We start from the raw sequence: 13442 nt of genomic DNA, 5'->3' as shown, positions 1-13442 counted from the left end.
GCTGCGCGTCACCGCAGGCCCCTCCCCGTGAGATCGATGAACACGTCCTCCAGGGTCGGCTCGCCGAGCCCGACGTCGGAGACGCGGCCACCCGCCGTCGTGACCTCCTCGAGCAGGCCGGGCAGCGCCGCGCCGGCCTCGCCGTCCACCCGGATGCGCAGCCGGGCCGGCCCCTCGTCCGGCTGCTGCAGCACCTCCGCGCCCGCCGTGCCGCGGACGGCGGCCAGGCGCGCGCGGAGCTGTTCGGGGTCGATCCCGGTGACGTCGAGGTCGACGGTGGCGGAGCCGGACAGCCCGGCGACGAGGTTGCCCGGGGTGTCCAGCTTGAGCAGGACGCCGTGGTCGACGATCCCGACGCGGTCGGCGAGCTTCGCGGCCTCGTCCATGTCGTGCGTGGTGAGCACGACCGTGACGCCCCGCGCCGCCAGCTCCACGACCCGGTCGTGGACGAACAGCCGGGCCTGCGGGTCCAGGCCGGTCGACGGCTCGTCGAGGAAGAGCACCCGCGGGTCGTGCATCAGGCCGCGGGCGATGATCAGCCGCTGCGCCTGCCCGCCCGAGAGCTCGTCGGGGTTGGTGCCCGCCTTGTCGGCCAGCCCCATGCGCTCGAGCAGCTCGTCGGCCAGCGGACCGCGCCGGGACCGCGGGACCCCGTGGTAGGCGGCGTGCCAGACGAGGTTGCCCTTGGCGTCCAGGCTGCGGTCCAGGTTCGGCCGCTGCGGGACGACGCCGAGCAGCGCCCGGGCGCCGACCGGGTCGCGCGCGACGTCGACCCCGGCCACCGTGGCGCGCCCGGACGTCTTGCGGACCCGCGTGGTCAGCACGCCGATCGTGGTGGTCTTGCCCGCGCCGTTCGGGCCGAGCAGGCCGAACACCTCGCCGGGCGCGACGGCGAACGAGATGCCGTCGACGGCGTTGGTGCTCGCCTTGGGGTAGCGCTTCACGAGGTCCGCGACCTCGACGGCGGGCACGGCGGACGGTCCGGCGCCGGTCGGGGTGAGCTGCGTCTGGGTCGACACGTCCGGCGACGCTACGCGGAGGTGCGCGGGCGGGGCATCTCGATACCGGGTGAGGAGGACGACCACTCCTGCGGTCGCCCTGCGTGCCACCCCGCGTGGCAGCAATGGTCCGTTGCTGACGCCTGACGTCAGGATGGCGCCGTTCGCACATCCGGCGGCCGGGAAGTGGATGGGCGAGTGGCGCCCTTCGCACACCTGACGTCAGCGATGGACCATTGCTGACGTCCCCGCGGCGACGCCCCCCGCGATCAGCCCCCCGGGCGGCCCAGCGGCACCGAGACCAGCCGCGGACCCTCGCCGTCGCGGCCCCGCTCCAGCGCGGCGCGGAGCTCCTCGGCGGTGGTCACCGACTCCGCCGGCACGCCGTAGCCCGCGGCGAGCGCGGTGAAGTCGACCGGCGGCAGGTCCAGGCCGGGCGCCTTCGGCGTGCCCTCCCGCTGGGCGAACCACTTGAGGATCGCGTACTCGCGGTTCTCCAGGACGAGCACCGTGACCGGGGCTCCCGTCGCCGCGGCGGTGGCCAGCGCCTGGATGCCGTACTGCATCGACCCGTCGCCGATCGCCGCGAGGACGGGGCGCGACCGGTCGGCCAGGGCGACCCCCACCGCCGCGGGCAGCCCGAAGCCGAGCCCACCCGACGTCGTGAAGAAGCTCGACGCCGGGCGCGACACCCGCCGCCGGGCGTGCAGGGCGCCGCGGTTCGACGGCGACTCGTCGACGACCACGCCGTCCTCCGGCCACACCGTCCCGACGACGTCGAAGACCTCCTCGGCGGTCAGCGTGTCCGGGGTGGCGGACGCCTGCGCCGCCGCGGCCGACGGCGCCGAGCCGGCCGGCTCCCGCCCGGAGGGCGCCACGCGCGCGAGCAGCTCCCGGACCACCGCCGTCGGGTCGGCGACGAGCGCGTCGCCCATCGGGGCGCGGGCGGCCTCGTCGGGATCGGAGGTCACGTGGTGCAGCGTCGTGCCCTCGGGCAGGAACCCGCCGGGCACGTAGGGGTAGTAGCGGAAGACCGCGGTCCCGAGGACGACGACGACGTCGTGCGCGGCCAGCGTCTGCGCGACCGGGGCGATCGCCATCGGCAGGGCGCCGCGGAACTGCGGGTGGGTCTCGGGGAACCCGACACGCCCGTCCGCGGGCGGCCCGTAGACCGCGCAGCCGAGCCGCTCGGCCAGCGCGACCGCGTCGTCGAACCCGCCGCCGGAGTCGATCTCCCCTCCGACGACGAGCGCGGGCGAGGACGCGCCGTCGAGCGCGGCGACCAGGACGTCCAGGCCGGACGACGACGGCCCGATCGGCATCGCGACCCGGCGGCGGACCGCGCGGCGGGCCAGCTCGAGGTCGTCGCCGGTCAGCTCGACGTCCCAGTCGTCCATCGGGACGGAGACGAACACCGGGCCGGTCGGCGGGGTCGAGGCGAGGTGGATCGCCCGGGCCAGGGTCGGGACCACGTCCTGGGCCCGCGGCGGCTCCGCGGAGTACTTCACCGTCGGCCGCGGGAGCTCGGTGGCCCGCGGATTCGTGAGCATCGCCTCGAGCGTCATCATCGGCCGGACCTGCTGCCCGGCGGTGACGACCAGCGGGGTCCGGTTGGCCGCCGCGTTCACCAGCGCCCCGACCGCGTTCCCGACGCCGGGTGCGGTGTGCAGGTTGACCAGGGCGGGCCGGCCGCCGGCCTGGGCGAACCCGTCGGCCATGCCCACCACGACGGCCTCCTGGAGCCCGAGGACGTACGTGAAGTCGTCCGGGAACTCCTGGAGCATCGGGAGCTCGGTGGAGCCCGGGTTCCCGAAGACCGTCGTCAGGCCGTGCGCCCGGAACAGCTCGAGCGCGGCTTCTCTCACGGTGAGCGTCACGCCGCAGGGTCTACCCCGCGGCGCGTCAACTCACCAGGCTTGCTGCGGCACCGGCGCGGGCAGGTGCAACCTGCTCACGCGGACCACCACGTCACGCAGGTCGTCGGAGTCGAAGTTGCGGCGCAGCTCCTCGGCGCGGACGGTCGCCGCGACCCCCTCGTAGGGGCCGTGGGCGTCCATCTCACCGGTCTCCGGGTCGAACACCAGGACCACGTAGCCGTCGCACTCGTCCAGATCCGCCGCTGCCGCCAGCAGTGCCGCGGGCCGTTCGTTCAGCACGATGATCACCTCCGCTCCGTTCATCGCCACGATGACGGCCCGTGTGACAGCGTGGGCGGAAGACGCCACCTTCGGGGGACAGCTTCCATCCGGCGGCGTGTCGGGGTGACACCCGGACGGGCGCCTCCCCACGGCGCGTCCGGACGCGGCCGGTTAGCGTCGCGACCATGGCCCCCGACGATGCCGAGCCGACCCCCGCCACCCCGTCGTCGACCCGCCCGGCGGACCCGGCCGAAATCACCCCGTTCGTGCTCGACATCCCCGACGACCAGGTCGCCGACCTGCACGAACGGCTCCGGCGGGCCCGGCTGGCGGAGCCCGAGCCCGTCGACGACTGGTCGCAGGGCATCCCCGCCACGGACGTGGCGGACCTGGCCCGGGCGTGGCTGGAGGAGCACCGGGTCGGGGCGCTGTCCGACGAGCTCAACGGGCTCGGGCAGTACCGCACGGAGATCGACGGGCTCGGCATCCACTTCCTGCACGTACAGTCACCACGAAATGACGCACAGCCACTGCTGATCACTCATGGGTGGCCCGGCTCGGTCGTCGAGTTCCTGGACGTGGTGGGCCCCCTGACGGCCCCCGACGACCCCGCGAGCCCTGCCTTTCACGTGGTCGCGCCGTCGCTGCCCGGCTTCGGCTTCTCCGACAAGCCGACCACCACCGGCTGGACGGTCGACCACGTGGCGGATGCGTGGGCCGTCCTCATGTCGCGTCTGGGCTACCCCCGCTTCCTCGCCCAGGGCGGCGACTGGGGCGCGATGGTGACGACGGCGCTGGGCGTCCGGCACCCGGACCGCGTCGCCATGCTCCACACGACGATGCCGCTCGCGCAGCGGCCGGAGGGCGCCCGCGACGAGGACCTGCCGGAGACCGAGCAGCGGTGGCTGGCCGAGGCCCGCGAGTTCGGCCGGGTCGGCAGCGGCTACTCGGGCCAGCAGCGCACCCGGCCGCAGACGCTGGGCTACGCGCTCGTCGACTCCCCGGTCGGCCAGCTGGCGTGGATCGCGGAGAAGTTCGCGGTGTGGACCGACGGCGGCCCCACCCTCGAGCCGTCCGTCCCGCGCCGACGGCTGCTCGACAACGTCGCGGTGTACTGGTTCGGCGCGTCCGGGGCCTCGTCCGCGCGGTTCTACTGGGAGAACGCGCAGATCCAGCGGCGGGAGCCGGTCACGGTGCCCTCGGCGGTGTCGCTCTTCCCGGCCGAGATGGCCAAGATGCCGCGCTCGTGGGTCGAGGCCCGCTACACCGACCTCCGCCGCTGGAGCGTGCTGGACCGCGGCGGGCACTTCGCCTCGCTCGAGGTGCCCGAGCTGTTCGTCGACGAGCTCCAGGAGTCGTTCCGCGGGGTGGTGTGCTGAGCAGCCGCACCCCGGGCCCACGGCGCCTGTGGCCGTACCTGCGGGAGCACCGCGGGACGCTGCTCGTCGTCGCCGTGCTCTCCCTGGTCACCGCCGCGACCTCGCTGGCCCAGCCGCTGCTCGTGGGCCGGGTCGTCACGGCGGTGCAGGGCGCCGGTGCGGTGCTGCCCGCGGCCACCGTCCTCGTGGCGGTCCTGCTCGGCGGCGCCCTCGTCGGCGCGGTGCAGTCGTTCCTGCTCCAGCGGACCGCCGAGGGCCTGGTGCTCTCCACCCGGCGCACCCTCGTGGACCGGGTGCTGCGGCTGCCCGTGGCCGAGTACGACGCCCGCCGCACCGGCGACCTCATCTCGCGGATCGGCTCCGACACGACCCTGCTCCGCGCCGTCGTGACCTCCGGCCTGTTCGAGATCGCCAGCTCCGTGGTGGTCGTCGTCGGAGCCGCGGTGGCGATGGCGCTGGTCGACCTGACGCTGCTCGGGGTCACGCTGCTGGCCGTCGCGGCGGGCGCCGTGGTGATCGGCTCCGCGTCCCGGCGGATCCGGGCGCTCTCGACGCTCTCCCAGGCCCGGGTCGGCGAGATGACCGCGGCTGTGGAGCGCGGGCTGACGGCGGTCCGCACCATCCGGGCGAGCGGGGCCACCGACCGCGAGATCGACGGCGTCGTCGGCGCGGCAGGGGCCGCGTACGCGGCCGGGGTGCGCGCCGCACGGCTGCAGGCCCTCGTCTCCCCTGCCGTCACCGTCGCCACGCAGGGCTCGTTCATCGCCGTGCTCGGCATCGGCGGGGCCCGGGTCGCGGCCGGCGTCCTCACGGTCGCCGACCTGGTGTCGTTCGTCCTCTACCTCTTCCTCCTCGTGCTGCCCTTCGCCCGGCTCGCGCAGGCGTGGACGCAGCTGCAGACCGGCCTCGGCGCCCTCGCGCGGATCGAGGAGGTGGCGGGGCTGCCCGGCGAGACCGCGGGCGACGTCCCCGCCGCCCCGACGGCGCCGCCGACCGCTCCGGCCCTGGAGCTGCGCGGCGTCGACTTCGCGCACGCCGACGGCACGGCGGTGCTGCACGGGGTCTCGTTCGCCGTGCCGCGCGGCACGCGGACGGCGCTGGTCGGGCCGTCCGGGGCCGGCAAGTCGACCGTGTTCGCGCTCGTCGAGCGGTTCTACGACGTCACCGCCGGCGCGGTCATCGTGGACGGCGTGGACGTGCGGGACCGGCCGCGGGCGGAGCTGCGGGCCCGCCTCGGCTACGTCGAGCAGGAGTCGCCGGCGCTCGCCGGCACGCTCCGGGACAACCTCGTGCTCGCCGCGCCGGACGCCCCGGAGGCCGACCAGCTCGCCGTCCTGGACGCGGTGAACCTGGGCGGGCTGGTCGAGCGGTCGCCGCTCGGGCTGGACGCGCCGGTGGGCGAGGGCGGGGTCCTGCTGTCGGGCGGCGAGCGCCAGCGACTGGCGATCGCCCGCACGCTGCTCGCGCAACCGTCGCTGATGCTGCTCGACGAGCCCACCGCCAGCCTGGACGCCCGCAACGAGCAGGCCCTCAAGGACGCGATCGACGTCGCCGCCGCGGCGGACCGGACGCTGCTGATCGTCGCGCACCGGCTCTCGACGGTGATCGACTGCGACCAGATCGTCGTCCTGGACGGCGGGCGGGTCGCGGCCACCGGCACCCACGCCGAGCTGCTGGGGCTCAGCCCGCTCTACGCCGAGCTCGCCCGGTCCCAGCTGCTCGTCTAGGTGTCGATCTAGGTCAACGACACCAGCGGGTCCGCCCGCGTGAGCTCCGGGTCGTCCGCCGCGAACGTGCGCGCCCGCCCCGGCCCGGTGGACCGCGTCTCGAAGCGCACCGTCACGCGCCCGTGCCCGGCGCCCTGCACCCAGCCGTGGCCGTGCTCGGGATGGGCGGCGTCGTCGCCGGTGCGCCACTCCTGCGCGGGCTCCGGGGTCTCCTCCACCACGTCCTCGACGACAGGGACGGCGGCCGGCTCCTCGGCGGGCGCGTCCGCCGACTCGAACAGCGTCCCCTGCACGGCCGTCGTCAGGCCCGCGTACGACACCCCGACCAGCCGCACACCCGCGTCCGGCAGGGCGTCGACGGCGAGCCGCTGCGCGACCGCGGTGAGCGCCGGCAGGTCGGTCGAGGCCACGGTGGAGGTCTCGGAGCGGGTGTGCGTGACGAAGTCCCCGCCGCGCACCTTCACCGTGACCGTGCGGGCGGCGCGCTGCGAGGCGACCAGGCGCCGGTGCGCGGACGCGGCCAGATCGGCCACCGCCCGGCCGACCGCGGTGACGTCGGACAGGTCCGTGTCGAACGTCGTCTCCGCGCTGACCTGCTTGGCCTCGCCCCGCTCGGTCACCGCGCGGTCGTCGACGCCCTGCGCGAGCCGGTGCAGCGCCGTCCCCACCGCCGACCCCAGCAGGCCGGTCACCTCGACCGCGGGCATCGCCGCGAACGCCGCGATCGTCGTCACGCCGGCCCGGTGCAGCGCGGTCTCCGCCACCGGGCCGATGCCCCAGAGCGAGCGCACCGGCAGCGGGTCGAGCAGCGCGCGCTCGCCGCCGTGGCGCACGACGTGCACCCCGTCCGGCTTGGCCAGCCCGGAGGCGATCTTCGCGACCTGCTTGCCCGAGCCCGCCCCCACCGACACGGCGAGCCCGGTCGCCTCCCGCACCTGCGCGCGCACGCCCTCGGCCCACGCCACGACCTCGTCGACCTCGGCGCCCGCGAGGGCGGCCGGCTCGGCGAACGTCTCGTCGTAGGCCACCTGCTCGAGCACCGGGGCGGCCGCGCGGACGACGGCGAAGAAGGACTCGGACAGCGTCCGGTACACGGCCGTGCGCGGCGGCAGGGCGACCGCGGAGGGGCACGCCCGGCGGGCCTGCGCCATCGGCATCGCCGAGCGCGCCCCGAACGCCTTGGCCTCCCCGGAGGCGCCGGCGACGATGCCGCGGGGCCCGAGCCCGCCGACGAGCACCGGCCGGCCGCGCAACGTGGGGCGGGTGAGCTGCTCGGCCGAGGCGAAGAACGAGTCGAGGTCGAGGTGGACGACCCAGCGCCGTCCCGGCCCGGTCATGACGGGGGACGGGTCCAGATGACGTCGGCCCCGCCGAGCGCGTCCGCGGGCGTGCCGCTCCAGGTCACCCCGACCGCCGTCAGGCCGTGCCGGCGGGCCGCGGCCACGTCGGCCGGCGAGTCGCCGACCATCGCGGCGCCCGCCGCCCCCTCGGGCAGCACCCGACCCAGTCCGAGCAGCGCCTCGGCGAGCACCTCGTCCTTGCCGGCCACCCCGGGCGCGCTGCCGGCGACGTGGGAGAACCACCCCGACCAGCCGAGCCCGTCGACCACCTGCCGGGCCGTCGAGGTCGACGCGGACGTCGCGACGGCCATCTCGACCCCGGCGCCCGCCCACGCCGCGAGGACCGCCTCCACCCCGTCGACGGGACGCAGGCCGCCGCGCTCGAGCAGCGTGCCGTCGAGGTCCCAGACCACGCACGACCAGGGACAGGTGAGCACCTCGGCAGGATTCCATGGTTGCCACCGGCCTGCGGTGACCATCCCCGCGCATGGGTTACGACGTGACGCAGGTGCAGAAGTCCCTCGGCGGGTTCTCCTACCCCGGAAGCCCCGAGCAGCTCGCCGACCACGCCAAGGAGAAGGGCGCGGACGACCAGCTCGTCGAGACGATCCGCGGGCTCGACAAGGAGCAGTTCGACGGCCCGAACGCGGTCATGGAGCAGCTCTCGAAGGCCGGGGCCCTCGGCGGCTCCTGACGCTCTTCCCGACGGCGGGTCCTGTCCGGACCCGTCGTCGGGAACGCGTGCTCAGCGCGGCATCGTGGGGAGTCGCCGCTCCACGACCTCGCGCGCGCCCTCGAGGGTGCCGTCGTTGGCCCAGGTGGACTCGTCGAGCCGCGAGACGCTCCAGCCGCCGGGCCGCACCCGCGTGCCGTACAGGAAGATGTCCTTGTCCTGGACCCACTCGATCTCGTAGTCGATGGGCTGCTCGCCGTCGGACTGCCAGGTCCACACGGCTCCGGAGCGGCGGCTCGACTCCCGCACCTGGCGGCCGTCGACGTCCAAGTTGGCCACGACGTTCCTCCCCTGATCGGCGCGTCAGAGTAACGGGTTCCGTCTCATGGCGAGACAGCCGCACCCCGTTCAGGGGATGGGCGCCCAGCCCTCGCGACAGAGGGCGCCGACGATGCGCGCGGCGTCCTCGCGGTGCGCGTCGGCCCGGTGCGAGGTCCAGCTCCACTCGGTGCACTCGCGGTGCAGGAGGTCCGCGACGACCGCGGCGGCGTGCTCCCGGTCCTCGGCGGCGACCTCGGCCGCGCGTGGTGCGGCGCCGGGCCGCAGCAGCGCGGCGACCATCGCGGACGGGGTGGTGGCGGAGGAGATGCTCACGGTGGGCCTCCTGTCGTCGGAGGTGGAGGTGCGCGGCGGCGGCGACGGCGCCCGGTCGTGGTGTCCGCAGCGTGACCGACGGGGCACGGTGCGCGAAACAGCAGCGGGAGCAAGGACACATCGCCCTGTCCGACCGGAGGTCACGCCGGTCACGATGGGTCCCATGACCTCGTCCACCGACCCCCGTCGCTCCGCTCGCCCCGCCGCGTTCACCGTCGAACTCGACACGACCCCCGACCGCCGCCAGGGCGAGGAGCAGTTCCTGCTGCGCCGGGACGGCGGCGAGCAGCGGGTGGTCCTGCACGACTACGCGACCGTGTACGCGGTGCCCGGGCTCTACGAGGAGGTCGTGCAGCGGCAGCTGCAGTGCGCTTCCCCCGCGACGGTGGCCGACGCGCTCGTCGAGGCCGGCGCGTCGATCGGCCTGGCGCCCGAGGCGCTGCGGGCCTTCGACCTGGGCGCGGGCAACGGGGTCGTCGGCGAGGAGATGGCTGCCCGGGGCGTCACCGTGGTGGTCGGCGCGGACGGTATCGGCGAGGCCCGCGACGCCGCGCACCGCGACCGTCCCGGGCTCTACGACCACTACCTGGTCGGCGAGCGCCTCGAGGGCGCGGAGGTGGCCCGGCTGGTCGCCGAGGAGCGGCTCAACGCCCTCGTCGCGGCGGGCGCGGTGGGCGAGGGGCACGTCCCGGTCGACGCGCTCGACGAGCTGTGGTCGGCGTTCCCGTCCGGCTCGGTGATCGCCCTGACGCTCAAGGACGCCCACCCGGACGACCACGACGTCAGCGACGTCGAGGCGATGGTCCGCGGCCGCAGCGACACCGAGATCGTCGTGCAGCGGCGCTTCCGGCACCGGCTCTCGATGGCCGGCGCGGAGCTGTACTACGTGGTGCTGGCCGCGGTGAAGCGCTAGCTAGTCCGCACGGCCCCCGCGGAGCACGCGCAGGCGCGGGCGGACCGGCACGGTCATCCGGCCGCGGACCGGCGCCGGGACCGGCCCCGCGCCCACGGCGTGCGCGGGCCGCCGGTACGCCCGGGGGCGCAGGCAGGCGAGCTCGTTGACGAGGTCGTCGGCGAGCTCCTCGGAGAGCACGCGGTCGAGGTCGTAGTCGTCCAGGACCTCCCGGCCCCGACGCCACGACGCATGCTCTCCGTCTCTGATCATCACGACCATCGTCGGCGCAGGTCGGGACCCTCCACAGGCCCGATGCCGCATGGAGTGATGACTCGATCGAGGGCCGTTTTCCGACGCGCCGTCCGGCGTGGCGCACCCGATCGTCGGCGTGGCGCGCGGAACGGGCGGCCGCGGCGGAGAGGTGCGGATCACGCGCTCCTCCGACAGGATCGGCACATGAGGACGCACGCCGTGGCGATCATCGGCTCCGGTCCCTCGGGCTTCTACGCGGCCGGGGCGCTCCTGGACTCCGAGGACCCGCCGGTCCGGGTCGACATGTACGACCGGCTGGCCACGCCGTGGGGCCTCGTCCGCGCCGGCGTCGCGCCCGACCACCCGAAGATCAAGTCGGTGAGCCTGCAGTACGAGAAGATCGCGGCCCGGCCGGGCTTCCGGTTCTTCGGCCACGTCCACGTCGGCGAGGACGTGACCGTGGACGAGTTGCTCGACCGGTACGACGCGGTGGTCTACGCGGTGGGCTCGCAGACCGAGCGGCGGCTCGGCATCGAGGGCGAGGACCGGCCGGGCAGCCTCGCCTCGGTCGACTTCGTCGGTTGGTACAACGGCCACCCGGACTACGTGGGCCTCGACCCGGACCTGGCCGCCGAGCGGGCCGTGGTGATCGGCGCGGGCAACGTGGCCCTCGACGTGGCGCGGATGCTGCTGCTCGGCGAGGAGGACCTGCGCGCGACCGACACCGCCGACCACGCCATCGAGGGCTTCGTGGCGTCCGGGGTGCGCGAGGTGGTGGTCTGCGGGCGGCGGGGGCCCGTGGAGGCGGCGTTCACCACGACCGAGCTGCGCGAGCTCGACGACATCGACGGCCTGACCACGGTCGTCGACCCCGCGCAGATGCCGCCGGCGGAGGGCGACGCGGACCTGGTCAAGGGCACGCGGCGCAACATCGAGATCCTGCGCGGGTGGGCCGAGCGGGGCCCGGACCCGGACGCTCCGCGGCGGATGGAGTTCCGGTTCCTGCGCTCGCCCCTGCGGGTGCTCGGGGACTCCGACGACGGCCCGGTGACCGGGGTGGAGCTCGCGGTCAACCGGCTCGAGACCTCCGAGGACGGCCGGGTGCGACCGGTCGACACCGGCGAGCGGGAGACCGTCGACTGCGGTCTCGTGTTCCGGGCCGTGGGCTACAAGGGCATGGCGCTGCCGGGCGTCCCCTTCGACGAGGCGTCGGGAACGATCCCGCACCACGAGGGCCGCATCGACGGCCGCGAGCGCGAGTACGTCGTCGGGTGGATCAAGCGCGGCCCCACCGGGATCATCGGCACCAACCGCAAGGACGCCAACGAGACGGTCCGCGGCCTGCTCGCCGACCTCGCGTCCGGGAGCCGCGCGGACGCGACGCCGCCGAGCGCCGAGGAGATCGAGGAGTGGCTCTCGGGCCGCTGCCCGGACCTCGTGGACCTCGACGGCTGGGAGGCCATCGACGCCCACGAGCGCGCCGCGGGCGAGCCCGGCGGCCGGCCCCGGGTGAAGGTCGTGGACCGGTCCGCCTTCATGGACCTGGTGCGCCCGCAGTAGGGGGCCGCGGCCGCCGTCGTGCCAGCAATGGTCCATCCCTGACGTCAGGTGTGCGAACGGCGCCACTCGCACGTGCGGACGTCGCGGCCCGCCTTGTGCGAGTGGCGCCTCCCTGACGCCAGGTGTCAGCAACGGTCCATTGCTGACACGGATGGCGACGAGACGGCGACCCGGCCCTACGCGGTGTCGGACTCCTCGTCGAGGTCGATCCGCCGCAGGTCCCGCGCCTCCTCGGAGCCCAGCAGGTCGGTGACGAAGCCGATCACGTGGTGGCGGATCTCGGCGTCGAGGTTGCCGAGGCGGCGCACGAACACGCCGCCGATGCCCGACGTGCGGGTCTCCAGGGCGATGTCCGCGGGCCCGATCTCGTCGACCTCGACGACGATGTGGTCCGACCCGGGCGCCAGGCACGCCTCCAGCCCGATCCGCACCGTCATCTGCCCGTCCACGGGAACGGTGCGCGCGCCGATCTCGACGGTGAGGTCGAGCTGCACCGGGACGTGCACCTCGGTGCGGGCCGGTCCCTGCCGTCGGCCGCGGAGCCGGCCGATCACCCCGACCGCCCGGGCCGTGGCCATCCCGCCCGGTCCGGCGGTGACCGGCCCGAAGGCGATCCGGTCGCCGATCAGCCCGGAGACGTCGCGGACCGCGCGCTCGGGAGTGACGACGGCGGCGACGACCGCGTCGCGGTCGCTCACGCGGGCACCTCGGCAGCGTCGGTGACATCGGTGACGTCGGTGACGACCGCGAACGGCGGCGTCGAGGTCCCGGAGACCCGGTACCGACCCCAGGGGTCGACGTCCGAGAGGTCCCCGACCGCCTCGCCCTGCGGGGTCACCACCAGCGCCCGCGTCCGCTTCCCGCCGAGCGCGGACTCCAGCTCGGCGTGCACCGCGACCCGCCCGTACCAGTGGTACCGGCCGTCGAGCGGCTCGACGTGCCCGCGCAGCACCACCTGCACGTCGAAGACGCGCTCGTCCTCCAGCCGCAGGGTGGCCGCCCCGCGGTAGCCCTCGTCGTCGTGCTCGGAGTGCTCGTCGTGCGTCATCGATCCCCGTTCCCCGCGTCGGCGACATCGGACTCGTCGCTCCCGGCGAATCGTCCGGGAGACATCTGGATCACCTTGTTGATCTCGAGCGGCACGTTCGGGTCGATCACGACGTCGGCCTGCCGGGCGAAGCCGTCGATGGCGGCCCAGACGAGCGTCGTCAGGTACTCGGTGACGGAGTCGCGGCTCATCGACCGGCGCTCCAGCCACCACTCCGCGGTGGCCTGCACCAGCCCGACGACGCCGTAGGCCCACGGCTCCGCGGCTCCGGAGTCCAGGCCGAAGGCCCGCAGGTAGTCACCGAGCAGCGCCGACAGCGCCGTCGCGATGATCTCCTTGTCGGCCTGGACGACCTCCTGGCCGTGGCCGTGGCGGGCCAGCACCCAGTACAGGTTCGGGTACTGCTCGAGCGTCCCCAGCACCGCGTCGATCGACTTGCGGATGCGCGGGAGCGGCGCCTCCTCGGAGTTCAGCGCCGGGATCAGGCGGTCGAGCAGGATCTGCGTGCCGCGCTCGCCCATGGCCTCGACGAGGTCGGCCTTGTCGGAGAAGTGCCGGTAGAGCACGGGCTTGGTGACGCCGGCCTCGACGGCCACCTGCTCGATACCGAAATCCGGCCCGGTGTCGGCGAGCACGCGCATCGCGGCCTCGACGAACTCCGCCCGGCGCTCCTCGCGGTGCTTGGTCCACCGGGTGCGACGCCCGTCACGAGCAGGGGGCGTACCGCCCTGTCTCGGCTTGACACCGTCCGCCATGGGCGAAGACGCTACCACCGGTT

General features: G+C 74.9%; 16 protein-coding genes. 5 read left to right on the top strand and 11 right to left on the bottom strand.

Annotation, left to right across the window (positions count from 1 at the left end):
• Positions 1 to 8 precede the first annotated feature (8 nt).
• The 3 genes from WCD74_RS04875 to WCD74_RS04865 all read right to left on the bottom strand — a co-directional run bounded on the left by WCD74_RS04875 (position 9) and on the right by WCD74_RS04865 (position 3178).
• A complete protein-coding gene (locus tag WCD74_RS04875; protein WP_337693711.1) occupies positions 9 to 1019 on the bottom strand; it encodes an ABC transporter ATP-binding protein in 1011 nt (336 codons plus the stop codon).
• A gap of 248 nt (positions 1020 to 1267) precedes the next feature.
• Positions 1268 to 2875 (bottom strand): benzoylformate decarboxylase, encoded by a 1608-nt coding sequence (mdlC, locus tag WCD74_RS04870; protein WP_337693710.1) that lies wholly within the window; start codon positions 2873 to 2875, stop codon positions 1268 to 1270.
• A gap of 30 nt (positions 2876 to 2905) precedes the next feature.
• Positions 2906 to 3178 carry a hypothetical protein gene (locus WCD74_RS04865; RefSeq protein ID WP_337693709.1) on the bottom strand — a complete coding sequence of 91 codons (273 nt, stop codon included), beginning with the start codon at positions 3176 to 3178 and terminating at the stop codon, positions 2906 to 2908.
• Positions 3179 to 3321: 143 nt separating this feature from the next.
• On the opposite strand from WCD74_RS04865, the gene WCD74_RS04860 reads away from it, so the two are divergent.
• Positions 3322 to 4515 (top strand): epoxide hydrolase family protein, encoded by a 1194-nt coding sequence (locus tag WCD74_RS04860; RefSeq protein ID WP_337693708.1) that lies wholly within the window; start codon positions 3322 to 3324, stop codon positions 4513 to 4515.
• Positions 4509 to 6242, top strand: a complete 1734-nt coding sequence (locus tag WCD74_RS04855; protein WP_337693707.1) for an ABC transporter ATP-binding protein — start codon at positions 4509 to 4511, stop codon at positions 6240 to 6242. Before WCD74_RS04860 ends, WCD74_RS04855 begins: the two co-directional genes overlap by 7 nt.
• Before the next feature lie 8 nt (positions 6243 to 6250).
• On the opposite strand, the gene WCD74_RS04850 is transcribed toward WCD74_RS04855, so the two are convergent.
• Positions 6251 to 7579 (bottom strand): DNA polymerase IV, encoded by a 1329-nt coding sequence (locus WCD74_RS04850; protein WP_337693706.1) that lies wholly within the window; start codon positions 7577 to 7579, stop codon positions 6251 to 6253.
• Positions 7576 to 8019, bottom strand: coding sequence for an HAD family hydrolase (locus WCD74_RS04845; RefSeq protein ID WP_337693705.1), 444 nt, complete (start codon positions 8017 to 8019; stop codon positions 7576 to 7578). The genes WCD74_RS04850 and WCD74_RS04845 overlap by 4 nt, the downstream gene beginning before the upstream one ends.
• A gap of 50 nt (positions 8020 to 8069) precedes the next feature.
• Between WCD74_RS04845 and WCD74_RS04840 the strand changes: the two genes are divergently transcribed.
• On the top strand, positions 8070 to 8276 hold the full coding sequence (locus tag WCD74_RS04840) for a DUF2795 domain-containing protein (protein WP_337693704.1): 207 nt from the start codon (positions 8070 to 8072) through the stop codon (positions 8274 to 8276).
• A 51-nt stretch (positions 8277 to 8327) separates the two neighbouring features.
• Here the strand turns inward: WCD74_RS04840 and WCD74_RS04835 are convergent, their stop codons facing one another.
• Positions 8328 to 8594 carry a hypothetical protein gene (locus tag WCD74_RS04835; RefSeq protein ID WP_337693703.1) on the bottom strand — a complete coding sequence of 89 codons (267 nt, stop codon included), beginning with the start codon at positions 8592 to 8594 and terminating at the stop codon, positions 8328 to 8330.
• A gap of 69 nt (positions 8595 to 8663) precedes the next feature.
• Positions 8664 to 8909 (bottom strand): hypothetical protein, encoded by a 246-nt coding sequence (locus tag WCD74_RS04830; RefSeq protein ID WP_337693702.1) that lies wholly within the window; start codon positions 8907 to 8909, stop codon positions 8664 to 8666.
• Between the two features lie 163 nt (positions 8910 to 9072).
• Between WCD74_RS04830 and WCD74_RS04825 the strand changes: the two genes are divergently transcribed.
• Positions 9073 to 9822 carry a class I SAM-dependent methyltransferase gene (locus WCD74_RS04825; protein ID WP_337693701.1) on the top strand — a complete coding sequence of 250 codons (750 nt, stop codon included), beginning with the start codon at positions 9073 to 9075 and terminating at the stop codon, positions 9820 to 9822.
• Here the strand turns inward: WCD74_RS04825 and WCD74_RS04820 are convergent, their stop codons facing one another.
• Positions 9823 to 10074 (bottom strand): hypothetical protein, encoded by a 252-nt coding sequence (locus WCD74_RS04820; RefSeq protein ID WP_337693700.1) that lies wholly within the window; start codon positions 10072 to 10074, stop codon positions 9823 to 9825.
• 186 nt (positions 10075 to 10260) lie between these two features.
• Between WCD74_RS04820 and WCD74_RS04815 the strand changes: the two genes are divergently transcribed.
• Complete coding sequence (locus tag WCD74_RS04815) at positions 10261 to 11616, top strand: FAD-dependent oxidoreductase (RefSeq protein ID WP_337693699.1); 1356 nt, start codon at positions 10261 to 10263, stop codon at positions 11614 to 11616.
• A gap of 176 nt (positions 11617 to 11792) precedes the next feature.
• On the opposite strand, the gene WCD74_RS04810 is transcribed toward WCD74_RS04815, so the two are convergent.
• Genes WCD74_RS04810 through WCD74_RS04800 form a run of 3 tightly spaced genes read right to left on the bottom strand, consistent with a single transcriptional unit; the run spans position 11793 to position 13419 of the window.
• Complete coding sequence (locus WCD74_RS04810; RefSeq protein ID WP_337693698.1) at positions 11793 to 12314, bottom strand: hypothetical protein; 522 nt, start codon at positions 12312 to 12314, stop codon at positions 11793 to 11795.
• Entirely contained in the window at positions 12311 to 12664 is a 354-nt protein-coding gene (locus WCD74_RS04805; protein WP_337693697.1) for a DUF4873 domain-containing protein, read from the bottom strand. The genes WCD74_RS04810 and WCD74_RS04805 overlap by 4 nt, the downstream gene beginning before the upstream one ends.
• Positions 12661 to 13419 (bottom strand): TetR family transcriptional regulator, encoded by a 759-nt coding sequence (locus tag WCD74_RS04800; protein WP_337693696.1) that lies wholly within the window; start codon positions 13417 to 13419, stop codon positions 12661 to 12663. The genes WCD74_RS04805 and WCD74_RS04800 overlap by 4 nt, the downstream gene beginning before the upstream one ends.
• Between the last annotated feature and the right edge of the window lie 23 nt (positions 13420 to 13442).

Origin of the sequence: Actinomycetospora aurantiaca, from assembly GCF_037401875.1 — a bacterium.
GTDB lineage: Bacteria > Actinomycetota > Actinomycetes > Mycobacteriales > Pseudonocardiaceae > Actinomycetospora > Actinomycetospora aurantiaca.
This window is presented reverse-complemented; position numbering and strand designations above follow the sequence as displayed.

Bases quoted from the DNA above. Each gene is read 5' to 3' on its own strand.
- WCD74_RS04800 (WP_337693696.1), bottom strand. From the start codon at position 13,419: ATGGCGGACGGTGTCAAGCCGAGACAGGGCGGTACGCCCCCTGCTCGT.
- WCD74_RS04850 (WP_337693706.1), bottom strand. From the start codon at position 7,579: ATGACCGGGCCGGGACGGCGCTGGGTCGTCCACCTCGACCTCGACTCG.
- WCD74_RS04820 (WP_337693700.1), bottom strand. From the start codon at position 10,074: ATGATCAGAGACGGAGAGCATGCGTCGTGGCGTCGGGGCCGGGAGGTC.
- WCD74_RS04805 (WP_337693697.1), bottom strand. From the start codon at position 12,664: ATGACGCACGACGAGCACTCCGAGCACGACGACGAGGGCTACCGCGGG.
- WCD74_RS04840 (WP_337693704.1), top strand. From the start codon at position 8,070: ATGGGTTACGACGTGACGCAGGTGCAGAAGTCCCTCGGCGGGTTCTCC.
- WCD74_RS04860 (WP_337693708.1), top strand. From the start codon at position 3,322: ATGGCCCCCGACGATGCCGAGCCGACCCCCGCCACCCCGTCGTCGACC.
- WCD74_RS04825 (WP_337693701.1), top strand. From the start codon at position 9,073: ATGACCTCGTCCACCGACCCCCGTCGCTCCGCTCGCCCCGCCGCGTTC.
- WCD74_RS04815 (WP_337693699.1), top strand. From the start codon at position 10,261: ATGAGGACGCACGCCGTGGCGATCATCGGCTCCGGTCCCTCGGGCTTC.
- WCD74_RS04865 (WP_337693709.1), bottom strand. From the start codon at position 3,178: ATGAACGGAGCGGAGGTGATCATCGTGCTGAACGAACGGCCCGCGGCA.